Raw genomic sequence first — 25,726 nt, 5'->3', positions numbered from 1 at the left:
GACAACACGGTGGCCGGCGACAAGCAAGCGGAGACGACGGTGCCCGCCGAGGCACGGGAGAAGCACGCGCAGCTCGCTGAGCAGATCGAGGAGCACCGCTTCCGGTACTACGTGAAGGACGCTCCCGTCGTCAGCGACGCGGAGTTCGACACGCTCCTGCGCTCCCTGGAGGCATGCGAGGAGCAGTACCCCGAGCTGCGCACCCCCGACTCGCCGACCCAGAAGGTCGCGGGGGCGTACGAGACGGAGTTCACCTCCGTCCAGCACCGTCAGCGCATGCTCTCGCTCGACAACGCCTTCGAGGACCTGGGGCTCGCGGCCTGGGCCGACCGGGTCGCCAAGGACGTCGGCACCTCCGCGTACCACTTCCTGTGCGAGCTGAAGGTCGACGGCCTCGCCGTCAACCTCACCTACGAGCACGGCCGTCTCACCCGCGCGGCGACCCGCGGCGACGGCCGCACGGGCGAGGACATCACGCCCAACGTCCGCACGATCGCGGAGATCCCGGACCGTCTGACGTCCGGCGAGCACATCCCCGACCTCGTGGAGATCCGCGGCGAGGTCTACTTCCCGATGGAGAAGTTCGAGGAGCTCAACGCCCGCCTGGTCGAGGCCGGGGACAAGCCCTTCGCCAACCCGCGCAACGCGGCGGCGGGTTCGCTGCGGCAGAAGGACCCGCGCGTCACGGCCGGCCGGCCGCTGCACATGGTCGTCCACGGCATCGGAGCCCTGGAGGGCTTCGACGGCATGACCCGCCTCTCCGAGGCGTACGACCTCCTGAAGGCCTGGGGTCTGCCGACGGCCAAACACAACAAGGTGGTCGACGACCTCGACGGCGTACGGGAGTTCATCGCCCACTTCGGCGAGAACCGCCACTCCGTGGAGCACGAGATCGACGGCGTGGTCGTGAAGCTCGACGAGATCCCCCTGCAGGGGCGCCTCGGTTCGACCTCGCGGGCCCCGCGCTGGGCGATCGCCTGGAAGTACGCGCCGGAGGAGGTCAACACCAAGCTCGTCAACATCCGTGTCGGGGTGGGCCGCACCGGCCGCGTCACGCCGTACGCCCAGGTCGAACCGGTCACGGTCGCCGGCTCCGAGGTCGAGTTCGCGACCCTGCACAACCAGGACGTGGTCAAGGCCAAGGGCGTCCTGATCGGGGACACCGTGGTGCTGCGCAAGGCCGGCGAGGTCATTCCGGAGATCCTCGGCCCGGTCGCCGACCTGCGGGACGGCAGCGAGCGGGAGTTCGTGATGCCCGCCGAGTGCCCCGAGTGCGGCACACCGCTGGCGCCGTCGAAGGAGGGCGACGTCGACCTGCGCTGCCCCAACGGCCGGAGCTGCCCGGCCCAGTTGCGCGAGCGGCTCTTCTACCTGGCCGGGCGCAAGTGCCTGGACATCGAGAACTTCGGATACGTCGCCGCCGCGGCCCTCACCAAGCCGCTGGAGCCCGCCCAGCCGCCGCTGGGGGACGAGGGCGATCTCTTCGACCTCACCATCGAGCAACTGCTGCCCATCAAGGCCTATGTCCTCGACCAGGACAGCGGGCTGCCCAAGCGTGACCCGGAGACCGGCGAGGAGAAGATCGCCACCGTCTTCGCCAACCAGGAGGGCGGCCCGAAGAAGAACGCGCTTGCCATGCTGGAGAACATCGCGGCCGCCAAGGAGCGCCCGCTCGCCCGCGTCCTCACTGGGCTGTCGATCCGCCATGTCGGCCCGGTCGCCGCCGAGGCACTGGCCCGCGAGTTCCGCTCGATCGACCGCATCCAGGAGGCCACGGAGGCGGAACTCACCGCAGTGGACGGGGTCGGCGGGATCGTCGCGGCCTCGCTCAAGGAGTGGTTCGCGGTCGACTGGCACCAGGAGATCCTCCGCAAGTGGCGGGCCGCCGGAGTCCGGCTGGAGGAGGAGCACTCCGGCGAGGACGAGGGGCCGCGTCCGCTCGAAGGGCTCACCCTCGTGGTCACCGGCACCCTGGAGCACTTCACACGGGACGGTGCGAAGGACGCCCTGCAGAGCCAGGGAGCAAAAGTGACCGGTTCTGTTTCCAAGAAGACGTCTTTCGTCGTTGTGGGTGACAATCCGGGTTCGAAGTACGACAAGGCAATGCAACTCAAGGTTCCGGTTCTGAACGAGGACGGCTTCGTCGTCCTGCTCGAACAAGGGCCTGAGGCGGCGGCGGACGTTGCACTTCCGGTCGCGGAGTAGCGGTTGAAGGCCACCCGTTCGGCGCATATCAGATGCATACGGGTGGCCGGGTCGCATTCGGGCAACCGTGGGCGACCGCTGCCCGTGGAAGCCTTCTGCGGCCTACTGTTGAGATGTGCGCCTGCCGTGCCCGGCTGCGGTTGGCGCACTCCCTGCTCTTCACGAGCCAGGGGAAGGGTTTTCCGGCACGGTGCCTGCGGCGGTTGTCGCAGGCATCGGGCTGCAGGGCGCGGGCACCGCCGGCTGTGAGAGGGACGGGAATGGAACCGACCGAGAGCGCCGCTCCGGATTCACGGCTGCGCCTGAGCCGGGTGACCGGCGCATGGCTGGACAGCCGCCGGACAGCGCGGTCTTCGGAGCGCCCCGGCACCGGCGCGCACGACTCCGCCCCCCTCACCGACGAGCGCGGCTCGGGCCTGCCCGACCACGACCCGGACCGGCACACCTCCTGGCCCGCGCTCCCCGGGGCGGTCGTCGCGGCCGCCGGGTTCGTCCTCGGTGCCGGGTTCTACCGGGCGTTCGCCGGAGACCACGCGCTCTTCCCGGCGGGAGCGGCGGGCTGGTCGCTGGCCCTGCTGACCGGCATCATCGTGGGCCATCTGGTGGCGCTCGGCCGCGCCCGCTGGTGGGGCGGCACGGGCTCCGGCGCCGCCCTCACCCTCGCGGTCCTGCTGCTCTACGGCTGGGTGCCGGCCGGAATGGTCAGCCTCACCGTCGTCGTGCTGGTCGCCACGGCCCGGCGCAACCGCCGGCGCCAAGGGGTGCTGCACGGCGCGGTCGACATCCTCGGCATCGGCGCCGGAGCACTGGTGCTGGCCGCCTTCGGACGGGTGCCGTCCGTCGAGGCGCCCTGGAACCCGCAGAGCTGGGACGTCTACGCGGCACCCCAGGTCATGCTGGTCGCCATCGCCTACCTCGCGGTCACCCGCACCCTGCTCTGGTACCTGCACGCGCCGCGCTCCGGCGGGCTGCCGACCGTCGCCCGCACCGCCCTGGTCAGACAGGGGCTCGTCGCGGTCGCCCTGCTCGGCATCGCACCGCTGATCTGCGTGGTCGCCGTCGCCCTGCCGGTGCTGCTGCCGCTCTTCTCGATTCCGCTGATCGCCCTCGACTCCACCCTGTGGATCGCTCGCGCCCGGGCCGAGGAGCAGTTGCGCGACCGGCTCACCGGACTGCCCAACCGGCAGTGGCTGCTGGAGCGGACCTGGACGGCTCTGGACGATGCCGAACGAATCGGTGCGCGTTCCGCCCTGGTGCTGATCGACCTCGACCGATTCCGTTCCGTCAATGACACGTTGGGGCACCTTGCCGGGGACCGGCTGCTGTTGCAGATAGCGGACCGGCTGCGGCTGGCGCTGCCGCGCGGGGCGGAGGCCGCGCGGCTCGGCGGTGACGAGTTCGCGGTGTTACTGCCGGTCGCCGATTCCACGACATCGGCGACCCGGGTCGCCCGCAACCTGGTGGCCGCCCTTGGCTCGCCGCTCGACCTCGACGGACTCACCCTCGTCCTGGAGGCCAGCGCCGGGCTCGCCGTCTTCCCCGACCACGCGCTCGACGCGGAGGGGCTGCTGCGGCGCGCGGACGTCGCGATGTACCAGGCCAAGCGGGACCGTACGGGCGTAGAGGTGTACGAGTCCAAGCGGGACTCCAACACCCCGGACCGCCTCGGGCTGCTGGGGGATCTGCGCCGGGCCCTGGACGCCGGCGACGTCGAACTGCACTACCAGCCGAAGGTCCGCTTCGACGGACAGGTGGCCGGGCTCGAAGCGCTGGTGCGGTGGGTGCACCCCGAGCGCGGCAGGGTGGCGCCGGACGAGTTCATAGCCATCGCCGAGTCCTCCGGGCTGATGCCGCACCTCACGGAGTACGTGCTGGAGACGGCGCTCGCGCAGGTCGCGCGCTGGCGGGCGCAGGGACTGCACGTGCCGGTCGCCGTGAACGTGTCCCCCCGCGACGTGCACACCCCCGGCTTCGCCGGAGCCGTCGCCGCCCGGCTGGCCCGGCACGGCGTCCCCGCCGGGTCGCTGCAGCTGGAGATAACCGAGCACGTCCTGCTGGAGGACCCGCAGCGGGCCGCGGACACCCTGGCCGGGCTGACCGGGCACGGCGTGAAGATGTCGCTCGACGACTTCGGTACCGGGTACTCCTCGCTGGTGCATCTGCGGCGGCTGCCCGTCAGCGAGCTGAAGATCGACCGGTCCTTCGTGGCCCGGCTCGCCGTGGACAACGAGGACGCGGAGATCGTGCGCTGCACCGTCGACCTCGCGCACTCGCTCGGACTGCTGGTGGTCGCCGAGGGCGTCGAGGACGACGAGACGTGGGAGCGGCTGCGGGATCTGGGGTGCGACGCGGTGCAGGGGTGGCTCGTCGCCGCGGCGATGCCGCCCGACGAGGCCACGGCGTGGCTGCTGGCGCGGGGGTCTCGGGGGTGGCAGCGGCCGGCAGCCGCACTTCCTGCGGCTGCCGCGGACGAATAATCCGGCCTTCGGCCGGGATCGTTCCCCGTCCACGCACCGCCCGTGACTGTCGCCTCGAGACGTACAGCTCCCCTGTGGGGGCTCGCCACCGTCGGCGGCCGACCCTCCGTGCAGCGCGCTCCGAACCAAACCCGTGCGCGGGCACCCGTGCCCGCCCCATAGGATTGGGCCCAAACCACACACACTCACCCCAGAGGATCGCTGCATGCCTGGCATCACGCGCGAGGAGGTCGCCCACCTCGCACGGCTGGCGCGTCTGGAGCTGAAGGGCGAAGAGCTCGACCACTTCGCCGGCCAGCTCGACGACATCATCGGCGCGGTCGCCCGCGTCAGCGAGGTCGCCGACCAAGACGTACCGCCGACCTCTCATCCGCTGCCGCTGACGAACGTCATGCGCGCGGACGAGGTCCGTCCGTCGCTCACCCCCGAGCAGGCGCTCTCCGGCGCCCCGGCCCAGGAGCAGCAGCGTTTCAAGGTGCCGCAGATCCTGGGGGAGGACTAATCACCATGACGGACACCAACGTCAACATCATCAGGCTCACGGCAGCCGAGATCGCCGCGAAGGTCGCCTCCGGCGAACTCACCGCCGTCGAGGTCACCGAGGCCCACCTCGCCCGCATCGACGCCGTGGACGAGAAGGTGCACGCCTTCCTGCACGTCGACCGGGAAGGTGCCCTCGCGCAGGCCCGCTCCGTCGACGCGAAGCGCGAGCGCGGCGAGCTGCTCGGCCCGCTCGCCGGCGTGCCGCTGGCGCTCAAGGACATCTTCACCACCGAGGGGATCCCGACCACCGTCGGATCCAAGATCCTCGAGGGCTGGATCCCGCCGTACGACGCGACCGTCACCAAGAGGCTGAAGGCCGCCGACGTCGTCATCCTCGGCAAGACCAACATGGACGAGTTCGCCATGGGGTCCTCCACCGAGAACAGCGCGTACGGGCCGACCGGCAACCCGTGGGACCTCACCCGCATCCCCGGTGGCTCCGGCGGTGGATCGAGCGCCGCGCTCGCCTCCTTCGAGGCGCCGCTCGCCATCGGCACCGACACCGGCGGTTCCATCCGCCAGCCCGCCGCCGTCACCGGCACGGTCGGCGTCAAGCCGACGTACGGCGGTGTGTCGCGCTACGGCATGGTGGCGTTCTCGTCCTCCCTCGACCAGGGCGGCCCCTGCGCCCGTACGGTCCTGGACGCGGCCCTCCTGCACGAGGTCATCGCCGGACACGACCCGCTGGACTCCACGTCCATCGACGCGCCGGTCCCGCCGGTCGTCGAGGCCGCCCGCAACGGCAGCGTGGCCGGTATGCGCGTCGGTGTGGTCAAGCAGTTCCGCGGCGAGGGCTACCAGGCCGGTGTCGTGCAGCGGTTCGACGAGGCCGTCGCGCTCCTCAAGGAGCTGGGCGCCGAGATCGTCGAGCTGGACTGCCCGTCCTTCGACCTGGCGCTGGCCGCGTACTACCTGATCGCGCCGAGCGAGTGTTCCAGCAACCTCGCCCGCTTCGACGCGATGCGCTACGGCCTCCGCGTCGGCGACGACGGCACGAAGTCCGCCGAGGACGTCACCTCCCTCACCCGTGAGGCGGGCTTCGGCCCCGAGGTCAAGCGCCGCATCATGCTCGGCACGTACGCCCTGTCGAGCGGCTACTACGACGCGTACTACGGCAGTGCCCAGAAGGTCCGTACGCTCATCACGCGCGACTTCGAGAAGTCGTTCGAGCAGGTGGATGTGATCGTCTCCCCGACCACGCCCACCACCGCCTTCCCGATCGGCGAGCGCGCCGACGACCCGATGGCGATGTACCTCGCGGACCTGTGCACCATCCCGACCAACCTCGCGGGCAACGCGGCCATGTCGCTGCCCTGCGGTCTCGCGCCGGAGGACAACCTTCCGGTCGGGCTGCAGATCATCGCCCCCGCGATGAAGGACGACCGCCTCTACAAGGTAGGCGCTGCTGTCGAGGCCGCCTTCGTGGAAAGGTGGGGCCACCCGCTGATCGAGGAGGCTCCGTCGCTGTGAGCGCACTGACCAAGGCCAAGGGCTTCAAGAAGTCCAAGTCCGGCACGTACCTGTCCATCGCGACCACCGCGTTCGGTGCCGTCAGCGTCGCCAAGCAGGCCAAGAAGGCCCGCTCGGAGAGCGACACGCTGCGGCTGATCGACGCGGCCGTGTCCGCCGCCGCCATCGTCACCGGCCTCGCCATCCTCTACCGGGAGCTCAAGCGCCTGGGCGACGACGACGTCCTGCTGGGCTGAGAGGGAAGCTTCACCGTGACCACCACGACCGACGAGCTGCTGTCGTACGAGGACGCGCTGGCGTCGTACGACCCCGTCATGGGCCTCGAAGTCCATGTCGAGCTCGGCACCAGGACCAAGATGTTCTGCGGCTGTTCGACCGAGCTGGGCGCCGAGCCCAACTCGCAGACCTGCCCCACCTGCCTCGGCATGCCCGGCGCGCTGCCCGTCGTCAACGCGATCGGCATCGAGTCCGCCATCAAGATCGGCCTCGCGCTGCACTGCGAGATCGCCGAGTGGTGCCGCTTCGCCCGGAAGAACTACTTCTATCCGGACATGCCGAAGAACTTCCAGACCTCCCAGTACGACGAGCCGATCGCCTTCAACGGCTATCTGGACGTCCAGATGGAGGACGGCGAGGTCTTCCGCGTGGAGATCGAGCGCGCCCACATGGAGGAGGACACCGGCAAGTCGATGCACGTCGGTGGCGCGACGGGCCGTATCCACGGCGCCTCGCACTCCCTGCTCGACTACAACCGCGCGGGCATCCCCCTCATCGAGATCGTCACCAAGCCGATCGAGGGTGCGGGCGAGCGCGCTCCCGAGGTCGCCAAGGCGTACGTCGCCGAGCTGCGCGAGCTCATCAAGGCGCTCGGCGTCTCGGAGGCCCGCATGGAGATGGGCCAGATGCGCTGCGACGTGAACCTGTCGCTGCGCCCGCACGGCCGCGAGAAGTTCGGCACGCGCAGCGAGACCAAGAACGTCAACTCGCTTCGCTCCGTGGAGCGTGCGGCCCGCTTCGAGATCCAGCGGCACGCCGCGGTCCTCAGCTCCGGCGGCACGATCATCCAGGAGACCCGCCACTTCCACGAGGACACCGGGTCCACCACCTCGGGCCGAGTGAAGGAGGAGGCCGAGGACTACCGGTACTTCCCGGAGCCCGACCTCGTTCCGGTGGCGCCGTCGCGCGACTGGGTCGAAGAGCTGCGTGCCGGGCTGCCCGAGCAGCCGCTGGCCCGCCGCAACCGGCTGCGCGAGGAGTGGGGCGTGGGCGCCCACGACATGCAGTCGATCCTCAACGCCGGTGCCATCGACCCGATCGTCGCCACGATCGAGGCCGGCGCGGACGCCGCGTCCGCCCGCAAGTGGTGGATGGGTGAACTGGCCCGCAGCGCCAACGAGTCGGGCAAGCCCCTGGAGGACCTGCCGATCACCCCGGCGCAGGTCGCCCGGGTGTCGCAGCTCGTCGCCGCCGGTGACCTCAACGACAAGCTCGCCCGCCAGGTCATCGAGGGCGTCCTCGCCGGCGAGGGCACCCCGGACGAGGTCGTCGACAAGCGCGGACTGAAGGTCGTCTCGGACGAGGGCGCGCTGACCGCCGCCGTCGACGAGGCCATCGCCGGCAACCCGGGCGTCGCGGACAAGATCCGCGGCGGCAAGGTCGCCGCCGCGGGAGCCCTGGTCGGCGCGGTCATGAAGGCCACCCGCGGCCAGGCCGACGCGGCCCGCGTCAAGGAGCTCATCCTGGAGAAGCTGGGCGTCAGCGAGGGCTGACTCCGGCGTTCCTGAGGGCCCTGAGGGGTGCATCGGTTGCGATGCACCCCTCAGGCGTGTCCGGGGTGCGTGAGCGGTGCGACAGAGTCCTTTGATTTGTCCTGTGACTTGGCTCGCAGTCCTGTGAGGAAGTCCACGAAAGCGACAAAGGATCACTTCCGGCTGCAAGAGTGGTTTGGCATTGCTCATGCGTTCTTTGCGGGCTGTTCAGTTCATTGCAGACTGTTCCCGGTCAAAGATCCCCAAATCCACCTGGGAGCACGTTTCGTGGCAGCCCTTGCACGCTGGTGTGTCCGGCACCGCCTCGTCGCCGTTCTGCTGTGGCTCCTCGCCTTCGGCGGCGTGAGCGCCGCCGCGGCGGTCATGGGCTCCGCGTACTCGAACGACTACGAGGCGCCGGGCACCGAGTCGGGCCGCGCCACCCAGCTCCTCCAGGACGGCTTCCCCGACCTCGGCGGCGACAGCGACACCGTCGTCTGGCACACCACCCCGGGCACCGTGCGCTCCGCCGACATCGAACAGACGATGACCCGGACCCTGGACAGGATCGCCGACCTCCCCGGGGTGGCCTCCGTCGTCAGCCCGTACCAGGGCTCCGGCGCGAGCCAGATCAGCGGCGACGGACGTACGGCGTATGCGGTCGTGACGTTCGACGACAAGGCCGAGGGCATCGACAAGGGCGAGGCCCAGGCCGTCGTCGACGCCGCCGAGTCCGCCAGGGCGGACGGGCTCCAGGTCGAGCTGGGCGGCAGCGCCATCGCGCTCACGGAGCCCTCCGGCGGGCATCTCGCCGAGGTCGTCGGCGTGGTCGTCGCCGCCGTGGTCCTCTTCCTCGCCTTCGGCTCGTTCGCCGCCTCGATGCTGCCCATCGCCACCGCGCTCATCGGCGTCGGGACGGCGTACGCGGGAATCGGGCTGCTCGGGCACGCCATGACCGTCGCCGACTTCGCGCCCATGCTCGGCATGCTGATCGGGCTCGGCGTCGGCATCGACTACGCGCTGTTCATCGTGACCCGGCACCGCAGAGGCCTCAAACGCGGCCTGTCGGTGGCCGAGGCCGCGCAGAACGCCGTCGCCACCACCGGGCGTGCCGTCGTCTTCGCGGGTGCCACCGTCTGCATCGCCCTGCTCGGCATGCTCATCCTGCGGCTCGGCTTCCTCAACGGTGTCGCGATCGCCGCCTCGCTGACCGTGGTCCTCACCGTCGCCGCGTCGGTGACCCTGCTGCCCGCCCTGCTGTCCTTCATCGGCCCGCGCGCCCTCAGCAGACGCGAGCGGCGCCGGCTGGCCGAGCACGGGCCCATGCCGGAGATCCCGACCGGGTTCGCCGCCCGCTGGTCCGCCTTTGTGGAGCGCCACCCCAAGCTGCTCGGCGCGCTCGCCGTCGTGGTCATGGCCCTGCTGGCGCTGCCCACGTTCTCGCTCCACCTCGGCACCTCCGACCAGGGCAACGACCCGAAGGCGACGACCACCCGCCAGGCCTACGACCTGCTGGCCGACGGCTTCGGCCCCGGCGTGAACGGCCCGCTCACCCTGGTCACCCACGTCGACAGCGGCGCGGACAAGCTCGCGCTCGACAACCTCGACACCACCCTGCGGGCCACCGCCGGAGTCCAGTCCGTGACTCCGGTGACGTACGACACCAGTGGGAGCACGGCGTACCTCACCGTCGTCCCGGAGTCGGCGCCGCAGTCGCAGAGGACCAGCGACCTCGTGGACCGGCTGCGCACCGAGGTGCTGCCGCGCGCCGAGGCGGACACCTCGCTCGACCTGCACGTCGGCGGTGTGACGGCGAGCTACGACGACTTCGCGGACGTCATCGTCGGCAAGCTGCCCCTCTTCGTCGGCGTCGTCATCGGCCTGGGCTGCGTCCTGCTGCTGCTCGCCTTCCGCTCCCTCGGCATCCCGCTGAAGGCCGCCGTGATGAACATCGCCGCGGTCGCCGCCGCCTTCGGTGTCGTCGTCGCGATCTTCCAGTGGGGCTGGGGGAGCGAGCTGCTCGGCCTCGGCCGCGCCGGACCGATCGAGCCGTTCCTCCCGGTGATCATGGTGTCCGTCCTCTTCGGGCTGTCCATGGACTACCAGGTCTTCCTGGTCAGCCGGATGTACGAGGAGTGGCTGGAGACCGGCGACAACCGGCGGGCGGTCCGGGTCGGCCTCGCCGAGACCAGCCGCGTGATCAACTCCGCCGCCGTGATCATGATCTCCGTCTTCCTCGCCTTCGTCCTCAGCGGCGACCGTGTGATCGCGATGTTCGGCATCGCCCTCGCCGCGGCCGTCGCCCTGGACGCCTTCGTCCTGCGGACACTCCTCGTCCCCGCCCTCATGCACCTGCTCGGCGGCGCCAACTGGTGGCTGCCCCGCTGGCTCGACCGACGTCTGCCGCGCATCAGCATCGAGCCGCCCGAGCGCCGTGCCGCACATGAGAGGCTCGCGGACGTAGCGCTGGACGTGGCGGACGTACTGGAGAAGGAGCAGCGGCAGGATGTACGCGATATCCCTGGGTGACGGCGAAGCGGAACTGCGGCCCCTGGAGCCCTGGCACGCCGAGGAGTTCCTGGCGCACCTGAACCGGGGGAGGGAGTTCATCGGGCAGTTCATCCCCTTCGGCTCCAAGGCCACGGACCTGGCCTCGGCGCGGGACACACTCCAGCGGTACGCCGACATGCGGGCCGCGGACACCGCCTCGTACCACGGCATCTGGCTGGACGGAACGCTCGTGGGCGGGGTGCTCACGCTGAACTTCGACGCGGAGCGGGGCAACTGCGAGGTCGGGTGCTGGCTGGAGCCCGCCGCGACCGGGCGCGGGCTGATCACCCGGGCGATGCGGGTGCTCATCGACTGGGCGATCGAGGAGCGCGGCATCCACCGCGTCGAGTGGATCGCCGCCTCCGGCAACCGCCCGAGCCTGAACGTGGCCCGGCGGCTCGGCATGACCAGGGACGGCGTGCAGCGCGAGAGCCACCTCCACCAGGGCGTACGGCTCGACCTGGAGGTGTGGTCCCTGCTGGCCCCCGAGTGGCGTGCGCTGCGCGCGAGTGGCGCACACAGCGATCATTAAGGAACCTCTCAGACAGCGTCCGTACGGTGCGTCGCATGGGAACCAAGACTGTGGACGAGGCCGTGGACGCGAACGGCACCGAGGCGAAGAGCGACGAGGAAACGGCGGACGTCACCAAGGCCGACGCCACCAAGGCGGATGTCACCAAGGCCGACGCCGACGAAACGGCGGAGACCGCCGCCGCGGAGGCCTCGGCCGACATCGAGGACGAGGACGACAGCGCCGACGCGGGCGACCTGACGGCGGCGGCCGAGGACGGGCCCGCCGCGGCCGTCGGCCAGGGCGCCGCGGCCGTCGTGGCGGCGGCCCTCGGCCTGGTCTCGCTGACCGGCAGCTGGCTCGGCACCGTCGCCCAGGCGCGCGACTCGCTGTACGGCCAGCTGCAGACCGCGTCGAGCGCGAGCGTCTCCACGCAGATCAAGCAGGTCTACGCCGACTCGTGGAACGCCAACGCGCTGGTCGCCGGCGCCTTCGCACTGGTGGCCCTGCTCGCCGGTGTCGCCGTGCTGGCCCGCCCGGCGTTCGGCAACCCCGAGCGGGTGCCGGCCCAGGCCCCGTGGATCAAGTCCGTCGCCTGGGCGGGCGTCGCGCTCGGCCTCGTAGGGCTGCTGCTGGCCGTCCTGAAGTACACCGACGTCCTGATGGCCATGCCGACCACCTGACCGGCGCATTCACCGACTTCTGAGGGGCCTTAGGCCCGCCGTGAGCGACTTACGGCGGGACTAAGGCCCCTGGTGCGTCCAAGGATGCGGAACTCTCCCGATGTGACGCACCCCCCTTGGAGACGAAAGTTGAGGCATCGCAACAAGCGAGGCAGAAACCGACTCTTCACGAGGGGTACGAGATGTTCGAGTACGAGCTTCACCAGACCCGGTCCGCCGACCTGCTGGCCGCGGCGCAGCACGACCGGCTGGTGCGCGAGGCGCTCCGCGCCCGGGCCGCCCGCCGCGCCGAGACCCGCGCGTCCGGGCGGGGCGAGACCTCCGCTCAGGACGACGCCGAGGCGCGGTCCCATAGCCGCCGTCCCCGGCGGCACCGGTTCGCTCGCGCGGCGTGAGCACCGGGCCAAGGGAGGGCGGCCGTACGGGGGTCGGCCGCCCTCCACGGATTCCAGCGGCACCGGTCGTGGCTCTCCCCACGGCCGGTGCCGCTGTGTCGGACCCCTGTGCGATGCTCGGGCACGTGGAGACCAGGTCCGTCAGCCCGGTGTTCGTCGGCCGCGCCGGCGAGTTGGGCGTACTGAACGAAGCGCTCGCCCGCGCCGCCGACGGCCCCGGGGGAGAGCCGCAGGCGTTGCTGCTCGGCGGCGAGGCGGGTGTCGGCAAGACCCGGCTGCTGGAGGAGTTCTCCGCCGCGGCCGCCCGCGAGGGTGCCGTCGTCGCCTGCGGCGGCTGCGTCGAGATCGGCGCCGACGGACTGCCGTTCGCGCCCTTCTCCGCCGCCCTGCGCGCCCTGCGCCGACAGCTCCCGGACGAACTCGCCCAGGCTGCCGCCGGTCAGGAGGAGGAGCTGGCCCGGCTGCTGCCCGAACTGGCCGAAGCGTCCCGCCGACCTGACAGCCGGCACGGCGAGGAGGGCATGGCCCGCCTCTTCGAACTCACCGTCCGCCTCCTGGAGCGCGTCGCCGCCGACCGCACGGTCGTCGTCGTCCTCGAAGACCTGCACTGGGCCGACGCCTCCACCCGCCACCTCCTCGCCTACCTCTTCCGTACGCTGCGCACCGGCCGACTCGTCGTCGTCGCCAGCTACCGCGCGGACGACATCCACCGCCGCCACCCGCTGCGCCCGCTGCTGGCCGAGCTGGACCGGCTGCGCACCGTCCGCCGTATCGAACTGAGCCGCCTCAGCCGCGCCGAGGTCGGCCGCCAGGTCGCCGGGATCCTCGCCCAGGAACCGGACCCGGCCCAGGTGGACGAGATCTTCGAACGCTCCGACGGCAACGCCTTCTTCGTCGAGGAGCTGGCCGTCGCCGCGCACGAGGGCTGCCGCACCGGCCTGACCGACTCGCTGCGCGACCTCCTCCTGGTCCGTGTCGAGAGCGTGTCCGAGGGGGCCCAGCGGGTCGCCCGGATCGTCGCCGAGGGCGGCTCGACCGTCGAGTACGCGCTGCTCGCCGCCGTCGCCCGGCTCGCCGAGGACGACCTCATCGAGGCGCTGCGGGCCGCCGTCGGCGCCAACATCCTGCTCGCCTCGCCCGGCGGCGACGGCTACCGCTTCCGCCACTCCCTGGTCCGCGAGGCCGTCAGCGACGACCTGCTGCCCGGCGAGCGCTCCCGCCTCAACCGCCGCTACGCCGAGGCGCTGGAGGCCGACCCCGGGCTCGTACCGGCCGACGAGCGCACCACCCGCCTGGCCAGCTACTGGTACCACGCGCACGACGCCGCCAAGGCGCTGCCCGCCGTCCTCGACGCCTCCGTCGAGGCCCGCCGCCGGCACGCCCATTCCGAGCAACTCCGGCTCCTGGAGCGGGCGATGGAGCTGTGGGACGTCGCCCCCGACGCCGTACGCAGCGCCCTGCGCCCCGTCGACTACGTGGAGGTCTACCCTCCCTGCGGCTGCGATCCGGCGAGCACGTCCCTGCGCTATCTCGACCTGATGGCCGAGGCCGCCGTCGCGGGCCGGCTGTGCGGGGAGCGCGAACGCGCCCTGAAGATCACCAAACGCGCGCTGCACCTCCTTCAGGAGGAGGACGATCCCCTGCGCGCCGCCTGGTTCTGGGTCCAGCGCTCCCGTCTGGTGCAGGCGCAGGCCCGCGGTGACGGCCGGCAGGAACTCGCCAGGGCCCAGGAGCTGGTACGTGGCCTGCCGCCGTCCGAGGTGCACGCCGAGGTCCTCGCCCTGGTCGCCGGCTGGTCCTGGCTCCACGAGCCGGGCCCCGACGTCCTCTCCGACGCCCAGCGGGCCGTCGACTACGCGCGCATGGTGAACGCCGACGAGATCGAACTGACCGCGCGGCTCACCCTCGGCGGACTCATGGTCGACGCGGGTGACATCGCATCCGGTCTCGCCGAGATGTACGAGGTCAAGGACCAGGTGGCCGAGCGGCGCCTGACCGCCGTCGTGGGCCGCAGCCATGTGAACCTGCCGTCCGTGCTCGAAGGCATCGGCCGCTCCACGGAAGCGATCGACATCCTGGGCGAGGGCCTGCGCCTGACCCAGGAGACGGGTCTGCTCGACTCCGAGGCCTGGGTATGGCTCAACCTCGCCAAGTCGCTGTTCTCGCTGGGGCGTTGGGACGAGTCCCGGGAGGCCGCGGTGAAGGCCCGGACGATCGGCGAGGGCGCCAAGCCGCGGGGTGGCGGTTCCACCCAGTTCGCCCGACTCGCGCTCGCCCGCGGCGACATCGCCGAGGCGGTCCGCCAACTGGACGCGGCCCGCGTCCACTTCGGCACCCACGACCCCATGCACCAGCACAACCTGCCCATGACCCAGGTCGCCATCGGTATCGCCGCCGCCGAAGGCCGTCTCCTCGACGCCCGCGCCGAACTCGACCATGCCCTCGGCGCCGGCTTCCCGCCCGGCACCCAGCGCTACGCCTGGGCGGTGCTGCTCGCCGCGGCCTCCGCGGAGGCCGACGCCCGCGGCCTGCCGGTCGCCGAACAGGGCCGCGCCTCGGTCGTCGAACGCATCCGCAAGGCCGCCCGGTCACTCGCGACCGGGGCGCCGCTCTGGCAGGCGTACGAGCAGTGGGTCCGCGTCGAACTCCGGCGCGCCGAGGGCCGGCGCATCCCGGACGAGTGGTGGGAGGTGGCGGCCGCCTTCGAGTCCCTGGAGCGCCCCTACGACCTCGCACGCGTCCGGTACCGCCTCGCCGAGGCCCTGCTCGCGGCGGACGCCGGCGACGAGGAGCGCGCCCGCGCCACGGAACTGCTCCGGCTGTCCCTGGCCGTCGCCGAGCACCTCGGTGCCCGCCCGCTCGCCGAGGCCGTGGCGCTGCTCGCCCGGCGCGCCCGCCTCACCCTGGAGCACGCGCCCGGAGAGCCCGCCCCGGCCGTCGCCGACCCGGCCAGGGCACTGGGTCTCACCACCCGCGAGCGTGACGTCCTGCGTCTGGTCGCGGCCGGCCGCAGCAACCGCGGGATCGCCGAGGAACTCTTCATCTCCCCGAAGACCGCGAGCGTCCATGTGTCGAACATTCTCGCCAAGCTCGGCGTCTCAGGTAGGGGCGAGGCGGCGGCGCTGGCACACCGGCTGCGGCTGTTCCCGCCCGAGACCTCCGCCGCGCAGGCGGTGGGGTGAGGCTTACGCTGTGAAGGATCCAGGCCGAGGGAGGCCCTGTGTTCAACATGTTCGAGGAGCTCTTCGCACCAGGTCGCAAGCACACCAACGACGAACGCAAGCGGCTGGAACTGTCCCGCGTGGACCTGAACGACGGCGACCCCGGCCGCGGCCCCATAGACCTGTCCTCGGGCAAGGTGGTCGTACGCCTGCCCGCACAGGAGCAGGAGCAGGAGCGGACGGCCACGGATCAGGACGAGGGCGGGGACGCGGACGAGAACAGGGCCGGGAACGGGGCCTGAGGTGTCCGGCCGGGCCTGAGGTCGGGCCCGCTACTTCACCTCCAGCTCAAGGATCCGGTCGTCCCCATTTCCCGGCGACCCCCGCCCGTCCGTCTCGCTCGTGACCAGCCACAGCTTGTCGCCGCCCGCCGGGACCACCGTGCGCAGCCGGCCGTACCTGCCCTTGAGGAAGGCCTGCGGGTCGGCGGAGGCCTCGGTGCCACGCAGCGGGATGCGCCACAGGCGTTCGCCGCGAAGACCCGCCATCCAGATCGAGCCCTCGGCATAGGCGATTCCGCTGGGCGAGGCGTCGTTCGTGTGCCACTGGGCGATCGGGTCGTGGTACTTGGCGTCGTTGCCCTTGCCCTCGACCTCCGGCCAGCCGTAGTTGTCGCCCGGCTTGATCTGGTTCAGCTCGTCCCAGGTGTCCTGGCCGAACTCGGAGGCCCACAGGCGCTGTTTGTCGTCCCAGGCGAGGCCCTGCACATTGCGGTGGCCGTAGGAGTACACGGGGGAGTCGTCGAAGGGGTTGCCGGGCGCCGGCTCGCCCTCCGGGGTCAGGCGCAGGATCTTGCCGCCCAGAGCCTTCTTGTCCTGGGCCAGGCCCGTGTCGCCGGTTTCGCCCGCGCCCGCGTAGAGCATCTTGTCCGGACCGAACGCGATCCTGCCGCCGTTGTGGATCATCCCCTTGGGGATGCCCTTGAAGATCGTGTCGGGCGCGCCGAGCTGCTCGCCCGGCGGCTTCTTCTCGTCGTACAGCATGCGGGCGATGCGGTTGTCGGACTCCGTGGTGAAGTACGCGTAGACCATGTGGTCCGTGGCGTACGTGGGGGAGAGCGCGAGGCCCAGCAGGCCGCCCTCTCCCGCGGGGGCCACCCCGGGGACCTCGCCCAGCACGGTCTTCTTCCCGGTCCGCTCGTCGACCCGGGTGATCGTCCCCTCGTCCCGTGAGGAGACGAGGAGGTCGCCCTCGGGCAGCGGTGCGAGGCCCCAGGGGGACTTCAGGCCCTCGGTGACCGTGCGGACCACCTTCACCGAGCCTTTCGCGGGCGGGGCGTCCTCCTGGGCCTTCCCGGAGGGCGTGGCCCCCTGCTTCGTACCGCTCGGTGACGCGCTCTTGCCGCCGGTCGGCTCTCCTCCCCCGTCGGAGGAGCAGCCGGCCGCCAGCAACAGTGCGCCCGTGGCCAACACGGCCGTCACAGCTCGACGTTGCACGATCAAGGTCCCTTCGACGCGACGGTTCTACTGTGTCTTACACCGTGAGCGTCCTGCAGGTTCCCGATCAACGAATCCTGGCGGGGGCTCAGTCCCAGGACCCGCGCGCCCCCGGCAGCTCCGCGATCTCCGCGAGATCCCCCGCCGTCAGCTCCAGTGCGGCCGCGTCCGCGTTCTCCACGGCCCACCGCTCCCGCTTCGCCCCCGGCACCGGCACCACGTGCCGCCCCTGCGCCAGCACCCAGGCCAGCGCCACCTGGGCGGGGGTGACGTCGGCGCCGTGCCGACGGGCCACCCGCCGCAGGCCGACGACGATCGGCTGGTTCGCCGCCATCATCTCGGCGGTGAAACGGGGGTGGCGGGCGCGTACGTCGTCGGGTTCGAAGCCTTCTCCGGGGGTGAGCGTCCCGGTCAGGAAGCCGTTGCCGAGCGGCATCGCGGCGAGGAAGCCCACACCGCGCGCCGCGCACCACGGCAGCAGCGCGTCCAGGGCCTCCGCCGACCACACCGACAGCTCGGCCTCCACCGCGCTCACCGGGAAGACCTGCTGCACCCGCTCCAGCTGCCGGATCGTTCCGTCGTGCAGCCGACCGCCCGAGCGCCGTCCGGCGCGGGCCCCTACCGCGCACAGCCCCAACGACCGTACCTTTCCGGCCGAAACGAGCTCGGCCATCGCGCCCCACGTCTCCTCGACCGGTACCTCGGGATCCGCTCGGTGCAGCTGGTAGAGATCGATCACGTCCGTCTGCAGTCGGCGCAGCGACGCGTCGCAGGCCCGTTTCACATAGCCGGGGCGCCCGTTGGCCACGATGTGCTGCTCGCCCACCAGCAGGCCGACCTTCGTCGACACGAAGGCCTCGGACCGCCGCTCCTTCAGCACCCGGCCCAGCAGCAGCTCATTGGTGAACGGCCCGTACATGTCGGCCGTGTCGAGCAGCGTCGACCCCCGGTCCAGCGCCGCGTGCACCGCGCGCAGCGACTCCTCGCCGCGCTGCCGCGAACCGGTGTAAGCCCAGCTCATCGGCATGCACCCGAGCCCGACCGCCCCCACATCGAGCGTCGCCGCACCGATCGTCCTGCGCTCCACCTGGACGTACCCTCCCTCTCCTGGCACCCCCAAACTAACCTCTGCACCGCCGGCCGCTTCGCATAGCCTCCTGACCATGACTTCCGACGTATGGCTTCCGTTCCACGCCGAAGAGATCGACGGCCTCCCCGAGGGCCTCAATTACCGCTTCTGGGACGGTGACCAGGAGTTTCCCGCGGATCCCGGCGACTGCGCGTTCTATGTCGTCCCTTACATGAAGCCGGCCCCCGTCTCACGGCGTCCGATGGCCGAAATGGCATCGGTGCGTGCCGTGCAGACGCTCTCCGCCGGGGTCGACCATGTGCTGCCCGCCCTCAAGTCCCTTCGCCCGGGCGTGCAGTTGTGCAACGCGCGCGGGGTGCACGAGGCGAGCACCGGTGAACTCACCCTTGCGCTGATCCTCGCGTCCCTGCGGGGCATCCCAGGCTTCGTCCGGGGCCAGGACAAGGAGGAGTGGCGGTCGGGGTTCTACCCGGCGCTGGCCGACAAGACGGTGCTCATCGTGGGCTACGGGTCGATCGGGGCCGCCATCGAGGACCGGCTCGCGCCCTTCGAACTGGAGCGGGTGGTGCGCGTCGCACGCTCCGCGCGCACTACGGCGCACGGACCGGTGCACGCGCTCACCGATCTTCCCGCCCTGCTGCCCGAAGCCGACGTCGTCGTCATGTCCACCCCCCTCACCGAGGCCACCCGAGGCCTGGTGAACGCCGACTTCCTGTCCCGTATGAAGGACGGCGCCCTGCTGGTCAACGTCGCGCGCGGACCCGTGGTGGACACGAAGGCCCTTCTCGCCGAACTCGAGAACGGCCGTATCACCGCCGCACTCGACGTCACCGACCCCGAACCGCTGCCCCAGGGACACCCGCTGTGGCACGCCCCCGGGGTACTCATCAGCCCGCACGTCGGCGGCCCCACCTCGGCGTTCCTGCCCCGCGCCAGGCGGCTCCTGGTGGCACAGCTGAACCGTTTCGCGCGCGGGGAGCCGCTGCGGAACGTAGTACTGACAACCGGCGCGTAACACGCTTCTGTTCACAGAGTGTTCGATTCCCGTCCGGTTCGAGCACTCTTCGCAGTCCCCCGAATGCGCGGTGTGTCCATACCGCCGCTGATCGTCACGGAGCGTAGAGGAACTATGTCCCTGAGTGACGAGACTGGTGTATCGTCCCGACAGGGGCTGCGCCGCGCACCGTTCGGCGCCGGGGATGGAACATCAAGACTGCGAGGGGGGCGACGGGCGATGCACAGCCTATGGAGCAACGATCCGACGCGGCGGGGACGCCGACGACCCTGGTGTTCGGCCGCGCGCAGACACAAACCGGGCTGCCAGAGCGGACATCACCACCGCAGGCACGGCAGCCGCCGGAGGCATCCTCACCCAGCGCCGAGGGATCCGCGGGACCCCGCGGCGCGGACCGGGTGGACCCGGTGAGCTCCCCGGGAGCGCTGCTGACCCGCCGGCCGATGACCGGCGGCGGGACGGGCCTGTGCTCACAGCTCGTCCTGGCCCTGTTCTGCGCGGGATACGCCGTCGGTTCCGCGATCGGCTGGGGCTCCGCGAGTCTCGCACTGGTCATGGGCGATTTCGGGCTGAGCGCCGCGGCGGGCACCGCGGCGGTCTCCTGCTTCCTCTACGCCCGCACTCGTCGCAGCCGCTTTCGACCCGCGTGGCTGCTCTTCTCGCTCTCCTCCGCCATGGCGTCGCTGGGCAACCTGGTCTGGGGGTGGTACGAGGTGGTCCTGGACCGCCCGGTACCCAGCCCCAGCTTCGCCGACCTGTTCTTCCTGTGCTTCGCTCCGCCCGCCATCGTAGGACTGCTCGTGCTTGCCAAGAGGCCCGTGACCAAGGCGGGTTGGGTGTGCCTGGCGCTGGACGCCTGGCTGATCGGCGGCTCGCTGCTCACGCTCTCCTGGAGTCTCGCCCTCGCACAGGCGGCGAAGTTCGACGGGTCGAGCGTCGCCCACACCGCGCTCTCCCTCGCGTACCCGCTGCTGGACATCGCGCTGGTCAGCATGGTGCTCGCGCTGCACTTCCGGCGCTCCCCGGTGAACCGCTCCGCGGTGAACACGGCGATCGGCGCACTCGCCCTGACCGTGATGTGCGACGCCCTGTTCACCTCACCCCTCCTGCACAACGACTACCGCTCAGGGCAACTCCTCGACGCGGGCTGGTTCGCCGGCTCGCTGCTCCTGGCGTACGCCCCCTGGGCGAGCCGCTTCGGACGGGCGGACAGCGACGGGCACGCGCGCGTGGTGCACGAACACATCCCGGGACCGCGACAGGAAGGGCTCCGGCGGTACGAGGGCCGCGACGGACGCGACGGGTACGACGGGTACGACGAATACGCGGGGCATGAGGAACACCAGGAGCTCCAGGAGTATCAGGAGCACCAAGGCGACCTGGAGCGTCGGGGAGGCCATCCGTACGTGTTCCCGCAGGACGGCGGACACGGTCGGTATTCGGCCACCCGCCCGATCACCGGATCACTGGCCGCGCTCACGCCCTATCTGGCCGCCGCCGTCTGCACGTTGGGGATCCTTTACAACGTCCTCAACGGCCGCAGCGTCGACCGCGTCGTGCTCATCACCGCCGGCATGGTCGTCCTCGCCCTTGTCGTGCGCCAGGGCATCATGCTGCTCGACAACATCACCCTCACCCAGGAACTGGCGCAGAAGGAGAACCACTTCCGCTCCCTGGTCCAGGGCTCCAGCGACGTCATCATGATCGCCGCGCCCAACGGCATCCTGCGCTACGTCAGCCCCGCCGCCGCCGGGGTCTACGGCAGGGCCGCCGAGGACCTCGTCGGCTCCGAGCTCGCCACGCTCATCCACCCGGAGGACCTGGGCTGCGTGGTGCACGAGGTGCGCCGCTTCCTCGCAGCCAACCCCGTCGAGGAGCCCACCACCCGCATCGAGTGCCGCTTCAAGTCCGGTGACGGGGGCACCTCCCGCTCGAGCGGAGCCGAGAGTGGGGGAGGCTGGCTCAACGTGGAGTCCACCGTCAACCGCCACCACGGCGGCCTCATCTTCAACAGCCGCGACGTGACCGAGAGAGTGCGCCTCCAGGCCCAGTTGCAGCACAACGCCGAGCACGACCCGCTCACCGACCTGCCCAATCGCGCCCTGTTCACCCGGCGCGTCCAGCAGGCGCTCTCCGGCCGCCGCTCCTCCGACCGCGGCACGGCCGTCCTCTTCATCGACCTCGACGGCTTCAAGGCCGTCAACGACACGATCGGGCACCAGGCCGGGGACGAGCTCCTCGTCCAGGCCGCCCGCAGACTCCAGGACGCGGTCCGGTACGGGGACACCGCCTCCCGGCTGGGCGGCGACGAGTTCGCGGCCCTCATCGTCGGCGACGGCACCCGCGACCGCACCGCGCGCGAACGCCATATCTTCGAGCTCGCCGACCGGCTGCGCGTCACGCTCTCGCAGCCGTACGACATCGACGGCAACGATGTCCGGGTCGCCGCGTCCATCGGTGTCGCGTTCTCCGAACCGGGTCTCGGCGCGGGCGAGCTGCTGCGCAACGCAGACCTCGCCATGTACCGCGCCAAGGCGGCCGGCAAGGGCCGCGTCGAGCTGTACGCACCCCAGATGCAGCAGGACGTCGTACGCAAGGCGGAGCTGGCCACCCGGCTGCGGGCCGCCCTGCACGACGGCGAGTTCGCCCTGCTGCACCAGCCGGTGGTCTCGCTGGAGAACGGCCGGATCACCTCGGTCACCGCCCAGGCGCGCTGGCGTTCCTCCCAGGGCGTGTTCTTCACGCCCGCCGAGTTCCTGCGCGTCGCCGAGGACAGCGACAAGACCGCGGAGCTGGGCCGCTGGATGCTCGAGGAGGCCGTCGAGCAGGCCTCCGAGCGCGCCGCCACCGGCCTCGCGGTGCCCGTCGGGGTCCGGATGAGCGCACGGCGCCTGCTCGACCGCTCGCTGCCCCTCGGTTCCATCGAGTCCCTTCTCACCCGGCACGGCCTCGCCTCCGGGGCGCTGGTCGTCGAGTTGTCGGACACGGATCCGAGGGTCTCCCTGGACGAGCTGGAGCGCCGCCTGAACGCGCTGCGCAGGCTCGGCGTCCGGATCGCCCTGGACGGCTTCGGCAGCGGCTATGCGGCCATCACCGCGCTGCGCCGCCTCCCCGTCGACGTACTGAAGCTGGACAGAAGCCTCGTCGAGGGCGTCGTCGAGTCCGCTCGGCTGCACAAGATCACCAGCGGGCTGCTGCGCATCGCCACCGACCTGGGGCTGCAGTCCGTGGCCGACGGTGTGGACCTGCCCGAGCAGGTCGTCGCCCTGCGCGCGATGGGCTGCACCCATGGACAGGGCATGGCCTTCTGCGGGCCGCTGGACGAGTACCGGCTGCGTCGGGCGCTGTCCGCCGGCCACTATCCGGTCCCGCACGGCCCGGCCGAGCCCGCGTTCGCGGGCGGCGGCGCCGGGGTGTACACCGGTGGTGTGTCCGCTGTCTACGGGGGCGGTACTGCCCTCCGCTCACATAATGAGACTCCCGTCCCACCCACTTGACAGTCAGTGCGTGCCGGGGGGAGGGTCAATGCCATGCGCACCCGAATTCTCGTACTTGGAAAGCGCGTCGGCTGAAGCTGGTGACTACCGGACGGACCCGGAACACCCAGCGACCGCACCCGGCGCGCTCCCCTCGCTTGCCTCACGGCACGAGGGGTTTTTTGTTGCACAGGCACCAGTCCAACACCGTACAAACCTCGCAAAAACCCTCAGCATCGAGAAGAGAATGCCGATGACCGAGCAGGCCACCGGGGCCCACCATCCGCAGCCGCGGCCCCGTTCCGGAGGACAGCCGTCCGCCCCCGAGCACGTCACGGGCGCGAAGTCCCTCATCCGTTCTCTTGAGGAGGTCGGGGCCGACACGGTATTCGGCATTCCCGGCGGTGCGATCCTCCCGGCCTACGACCCGCTGATGGACTCGAAGCGCGTGCGCCACGTGCTCGTGCGCCACGAGCAGGGCGCAGGTCACGCGGCCACGGGTTACGCCCAGGCCACCGGCAGGGTCGGTGTCTGCATGGCGACTTCGGGTCCCGGTGCCACCAACCTGGTGACGCCGATCGCGGACGCCCACATGGACTCGGTGCCGCTCGTGGCGATCACCGGGCAGGTGGCGTCGAAGGCGATCGGCACGGACGCCTTCCAGGAGGCGGACATCGTCGGCATCACGATGCCGATCACCAAGCACAACTTCCTGGTGACCAAGGCGGAGGACATCCCGCGGACGATCGCGGAGGCCTTCCACATCGCCTCCACCGGCCGTCCCGGCCCGGTCCTCGTCGACATCGCCAAGGACGCCCTCCAGGCGCAGACCACCTTCCAGTGGCCGCCCACCCAGGACCTGCCCGGCTACCGCCCGGTGACCAAGCCGCACGCCAAGCAGATCCGCGAGGCCGCCAAGCTCATCACCCAGGCCAAGCGGCCCGTCCTCTACGTCGGCGGCGGCGTCCTCAAGGCAAGCGCCACCGCCGAGCTGAAGGTCCTCGCAGAACTCACCGGAGCGCCCGTCACCACCACCCTGATGGCGCTCGGCGCATTCCCCGACAGCCACAAGCTGCACGTGGGAATGCCGGGCATGCACGGTGCGGTCACCGCCGTCACCGCGCTGCAGAAGGCCGACCTGATCGTCGCCCTCGGAGCCCGCTTCGACGACCGCGTCACCGGCAAGCTGGACAGCTTCGCCCCGTACGCCAAGGTCGTGCACGCCGACATCGACCCCGCGGAGATCGGCAAGAACCGTGTCGCCGACGTGCCGATCGTCGGTGACGCCCGCGAGGTCATCGCCGACCTGGTCCAGGCCGTGCAGAAGGAACACAGCGAGGGCCACCGGGGCGACTACAGCGCCTGGTGGAAGGACCTGAACCGGTGGCGCGAGACATACCCGCTGGGCTATGAGCAGCCGGAGAACGGCTCGCTCTCGCCCCAGCAGGTCATCGAGCGCATCGGGCAGCTCGCCCCCGAGGGCACGATCTTCGCCGCGGGCGTCGGCCAGCACCAGATGTGGGCCGCGCACTACATCCAGTACGAGAAGCCCTCGACCTGGCTGAACTCCGGCGGCGCCGGAACCATGGGCTATGCGGTCCCGGCCGCGATGGGCGCCAAGGCCGGAGCCCCGGACCAGACGGTCTGGGCGATCGACGGCGACGGCTGCTTCCAGATGACCAACCAGGAACTGACCACCTGCGCCCTGAACAACATCCCGATCAAGGTCGCCATCATCAACAACGGCGCCCTCGGGATGGTCCGCCAGTGGCAGACCCTCTTCTACAACCAGCGCTACTCCAGCACGGTCCTGCACGCCGACGACACCGGCCACCACACGACCGGCTCCCAGGTCGGCGCGTCCACGGCGCCCCGCCAGGGCACCCGCGTCCCCGACTTCGTGAAGCTGTCGGAGGCCATGGGCTGCTACGCGATCCGCTGCGAGTCCCCGGACGACCTCGACAAGTGCATCGAGGAGGCGAACTCGATCAACGACCGCCCCGTCGTGATCGACTTCATCGTCCACGAGGACGCCATGGTGTGGCCGATGGTCGCCGCCGGCACCTCGAACGACGAGATCATGGCCGCCCGGGACGTCCGCCCCGACTTCGGCGACAACGAAGACGACTGAGAGCCGTAGGAAAAGGAACGAGACCCATGTCCAAGCACACGCTCTCCGTCCTCGTCGAGAACAAGCCCGGTGTCCTCGCCCGGATCACGGCCCTGTTCTCCCGGCGCGGCTTCAACATCGACTCGCTCGCCGTCGGAGTCACCGAGCACGCCGACATCTCCCGCATCACCATCGTGGTGAACGTGATCGAGGAACTCCCCCTCGAACAGGTCACCAAGCAGCTCAACAAGCTCGTCAACGTCCTGAAGATCGTCGAGCTGGAACCCGGCTCGGCCGTTCAGCGCGAACTCGTTCTGGTGAAGGTGCGCGCCGACAACGAGACGCGCTCCCAGATCGTCGAGATCGTCCAGCTGTTCCGCGCCAAGACCGTGGACGTCTCCCCGGAGGCCGTCACGATCGAGGCCACCGGCGGCAGTGACAAGCTGGAGGCCATGCTCAAGATGCTGGAGCCCTTCGGCATCAAGGAGCTCGTGCAGTCCGGCACGATCGCCATCGGCCGCGGCGCCCGTTCGATCACCGACCGCTCGCTGCGCGCTCTGGACCGATCCGCGTAACTCTGGAACCGGCTTGATCCGGGCGGTCGGCGATCGTCGACCGCCCGGATGCCGAGACCCGAAAACTTCCCTTCCCCCGCCCGCCGTACGGTGGGACGCAACACCGCACACCAAGGAGATCCCCAGTGGCCGAGCTGTTCTACGACGCCGACGCCGACCTGTCCATCATCCAGGGCCGCAAGGTCGCGGTCATCGGCTACGGCAGCCAGGGCCACGCCCAC

19 protein-coding genes are annotated in these 25,726 nt (G+C 70.9%); 17 read left to right on the top strand and 2 right to left on the bottom strand.

What is annotated here, in order from left to right:
• Positions 1-9: 9 nt before the first annotated feature.
• The 12 genes from ligA (at position 10) to ABZS97_RS05850 (ending at position 16,045) form a co-directional block, all read left to right on the top strand.
• Positions 10-2,205 (top strand): NAD-dependent DNA ligase LigA, encoded by a 2,196-nt coding sequence (ligA, locus tag ABZS97_RS05905; protein WP_356134011.1) that lies wholly within the window; start codon positions 10-12, stop codon positions 2,203-2,205.
• 260 nt (positions 2,206-2,465) lie between these two features.
• Complete coding sequence (locus ABZS97_RS05900; protein ID WP_356134009.1) at positions 2,466-4,682, top strand: bifunctional diguanylate cyclase/phosphodiesterase; 2,217 nt, start codon at positions 2,466-2,468, stop codon at positions 4,680-4,682.
• Positions 4,683-4,887: 205 nt separating this feature from the next.
• Positions 4,888-5,184, top strand: coding sequence for an Asp-tRNA(Asn)/Glu-tRNA(Gln) amidotransferase subunit GatC (gatC, locus tag ABZS97_RS05895; RefSeq protein ID WP_015036350.1), 297 nt, complete (start codon positions 4,888-4,890; stop codon positions 5,182-5,184).
• Positions 5,185-5,189: 5 nt separating this feature from the next.
• On the top strand, positions 5,190-6,695 hold the full coding sequence (gene gatA / locus ABZS97_RS05890) for an Asp-tRNA(Asn)/Glu-tRNA(Gln) amidotransferase subunit GatA (protein ID WP_356134007.1): 1,506 nt from the start codon (positions 5,190-5,192) through the stop codon (positions 6,693-6,695).
• Entirely contained in the window at positions 6,692-6,931 is a 240-nt protein-coding gene (locus ABZS97_RS05885; protein WP_356134005.1) for a hypothetical protein, read from the top strand. The genes gatA and ABZS97_RS05885 overlap by 4 nt, the downstream gene beginning before the upstream one ends.
• Positions 6,932-6,946: 15 nt before the next feature.
• Complete coding sequence (gene gatB, locus ABZS97_RS05880; protein WP_356134003.1) at positions 6,947-8,464, top strand: Asp-tRNA(Asn)/Glu-tRNA(Gln) amidotransferase subunit GatB; 1,518 nt, start codon at positions 6,947-6,949, stop codon at positions 8,462-8,464.
• A 267-nt stretch (positions 8,465-8,731) separates the two neighbouring features.
• A complete protein-coding gene (locus tag ABZS97_RS05875; protein WP_356134001.1) occupies positions 8,732-10,972 on the top strand; it encodes an MMPL family transporter in 2,241 nt (746 codons plus the stop codon).
• Positions 10,950-11,525, top strand: a complete 576-nt coding sequence (locus ABZS97_RS05870; RefSeq protein ID WP_356133999.1) for a GNAT family protein — start codon at positions 10,950-10,952, stop codon at positions 11,523-11,525. Before ABZS97_RS05875 ends, ABZS97_RS05870 begins: the two co-directional genes overlap by 23 nt.
• A 35-nt stretch (positions 11,526-11,560) precedes the next feature.
• Positions 11,561-12,187, top strand: a complete 627-nt coding sequence (locus tag ABZS97_RS05865; RefSeq protein WP_356133997.1) for a hypothetical protein — start codon at positions 11,561-11,563, stop codon at positions 12,185-12,187.
• A gap of 182 nt (positions 12,188-12,369) precedes the next feature.
• Positions 12,370-12,582 carry a hypothetical protein gene (locus ABZS97_RS05860; RefSeq protein ID WP_356133995.1) on the top strand — a complete coding sequence of 71 codons (213 nt, stop codon included), beginning with the start codon at positions 12,370-12,372 and terminating at the stop codon, positions 12,580-12,582.
• 113 nt (positions 12,583-12,695) lie between these two features.
• Positions 12,696-15,764 (top strand): AAA family ATPase, encoded by a 3,069-nt coding sequence (locus tag ABZS97_RS05855; RefSeq protein WP_356133993.1) that lies wholly within the window; start codon positions 12,696-12,698, stop codon positions 15,762-15,764.
• Between the two features lie 38 nt (positions 15,765-15,802).
• A complete protein-coding gene (locus tag ABZS97_RS05850) occupies positions 15,803-16,045 on the top strand; it encodes a DUF6191 domain-containing protein (RefSeq protein ID WP_356133991.1) in 243 nt (80 codons plus the stop codon).
• 30 nt (positions 16,046-16,075) lie between these two features.
• Here the strand turns inward: ABZS97_RS05850 and ABZS97_RS05845 are convergent, their stop codons facing one another.
• Both ABZS97_RS05845 and ABZS97_RS05840 read right to left on the bottom strand, forming a co-directional pair.
• Entirely contained in the window at positions 16,076-17,224 is a 1,149-nt protein-coding gene (locus ABZS97_RS05845) for a PQQ-dependent sugar dehydrogenase (RefSeq protein WP_356133989.1), read from the bottom strand.
• 103 nt (positions 17,225-17,327) lie between these two features.
• Complete coding sequence (locus ABZS97_RS05840) at positions 17,328-18,326, bottom strand: aldo/keto reductase (protein ID WP_356133987.1); 999 nt, start codon at positions 18,324-18,326, stop codon at positions 17,328-17,330.
• 76 nt (positions 18,327-18,402) lie between these two features.
• Here ABZS97_RS05840 and ABZS97_RS05835 point away from each other — a divergent pair, with 76 nt between their 5' ends.
• The 5 genes from ABZS97_RS05835 to ABZS97_RS05815 form a co-directional block, all read left to right on the top strand.
• Positions 18,403-19,344, top strand: coding sequence for a 2-hydroxyacid dehydrogenase (locus tag ABZS97_RS05835; protein WP_356133985.1), 942 nt, complete (start codon positions 18,403-18,405; stop codon positions 19,342-19,344).
• A 443-nt stretch (positions 19,345-19,787) separates the two neighbouring features.
• The gene (locus ABZS97_RS05830; protein ID WP_356134135.1) at positions 19,788-22,841 is read left to right on the top strand and encodes an EAL domain-containing protein; all 3,054 of its coding nucleotides are present in this window, start codon (positions 19,788-19,790) and stop codon (positions 22,839-22,841) included.
• Positions 22,842-23,067: 226 nt separating this feature from the next.
• Positions 23,068-24,951: an acetolactate synthase large subunit gene (locus ABZS97_RS05825; protein ID WP_356133983.1), complete on the top strand. Its 1,884-nt coding sequence runs from the start codon at positions 23,068-23,070 to the stop codon at positions 24,949-24,951.
• 26 nt (positions 24,952-24,977) lie between these two features.
• Positions 24,978-25,505, top strand: coding sequence for an acetolactate synthase small subunit (ilvN, locus tag ABZS97_RS05820; RefSeq protein ID WP_356133981.1), 528 nt, complete (start codon positions 24,978-24,980; stop codon positions 25,503-25,505).
• A 125-nt stretch (positions 25,506-25,630) separates the two neighbouring features.
• Positions 25,631-25,726, top strand: a 96-nt coding sequence (locus ABZS97_RS05815; protein WP_351812805.1) for a hypothetical protein, incomplete at its 3' end; no start/stop codon positions are given.

This window comes from Streptomyces sp. NPDC005485 (assembly GCF_040606085.1).
GTDB lineage: Bacteria > Actinomycetota > Actinomycetes > Streptomycetales > Streptomycetaceae > Streptomyces.
Note: the sequence above shows the minus strand (reverse complement) of the source record. Positions and strands in the feature narration are given on the sequence as shown.

Bases quoted from the DNA above. Each gene is read 5' to 3' on its own strand.
- ABZS97_RS05900 (WP_356134009.1), top strand. From the start codon at position 2,466: ATGGAACCGACCGAGAGCGCCGCTCCGGATTCACGGCTGCGCCTGAGC.
- ABZS97_RS05825 (WP_356133983.1), top strand. From the start codon at position 23,068: ATGCCGATGACCGAGCAGGCCACCGGGGCCCACCATCCGCAGCCGCGG.
- ABZS97_RS05855 (WP_356133993.1), top strand. From the start codon at position 12,696: ATGCTCGGGCACGTGGAGACCAGGTCCGTCAGCCCGGTGTTCGTCGGC.
- gatA (WP_356134007.1), top strand. From the start codon at position 5,190: ATGACGGACACCAACGTCAACATCATCAGGCTCACGGCAGCCGAGATC.
- ABZS97_RS05830 (WP_356134135.1), top strand. From the start codon at position 19,788: ATGACCGGCGGCGGGACGGGCCTGTGCTCACAGCTCGTCCTGGCCCTG.
- ABZS97_RS05835 (WP_356133985.1), top strand. From the start codon at position 18,403: ATGACTTCCGACGTATGGCTTCCGTTCCACGCCGAAGAGATCGACGGC.
- ABZS97_RS05865 (WP_356133997.1), top strand. From the start codon at position 11,561: ATGGGAACCAAGACTGTGGACGAGGCCGTGGACGCGAACGGCACCGAG.
- ilvN (WP_356133981.1), top strand. From the start codon at position 24,978: ATGTCCAAGCACACGCTCTCCGTCCTCGTCGAGAACAAGCCCGGTGTC.
- ABZS97_RS05870 (WP_356133999.1), top strand. From the start codon at position 10,950: ATGTACGCGATATCCCTGGGTGACGGCGAAGCGGAACTGCGGCCCCTG.
- ABZS97_RS05860 (WP_356133995.1), top strand. From the start codon at position 12,370: ATGTTCGAGTACGAGCTTCACCAGACCCGGTCCGCCGACCTGCTGGCC.
- gatC (WP_015036350.1), top strand. From the start codon at position 4,888: ATGCCTGGCATCACGCGCGAGGAGGTCGCCCACCTCGCACGGCTGGCG.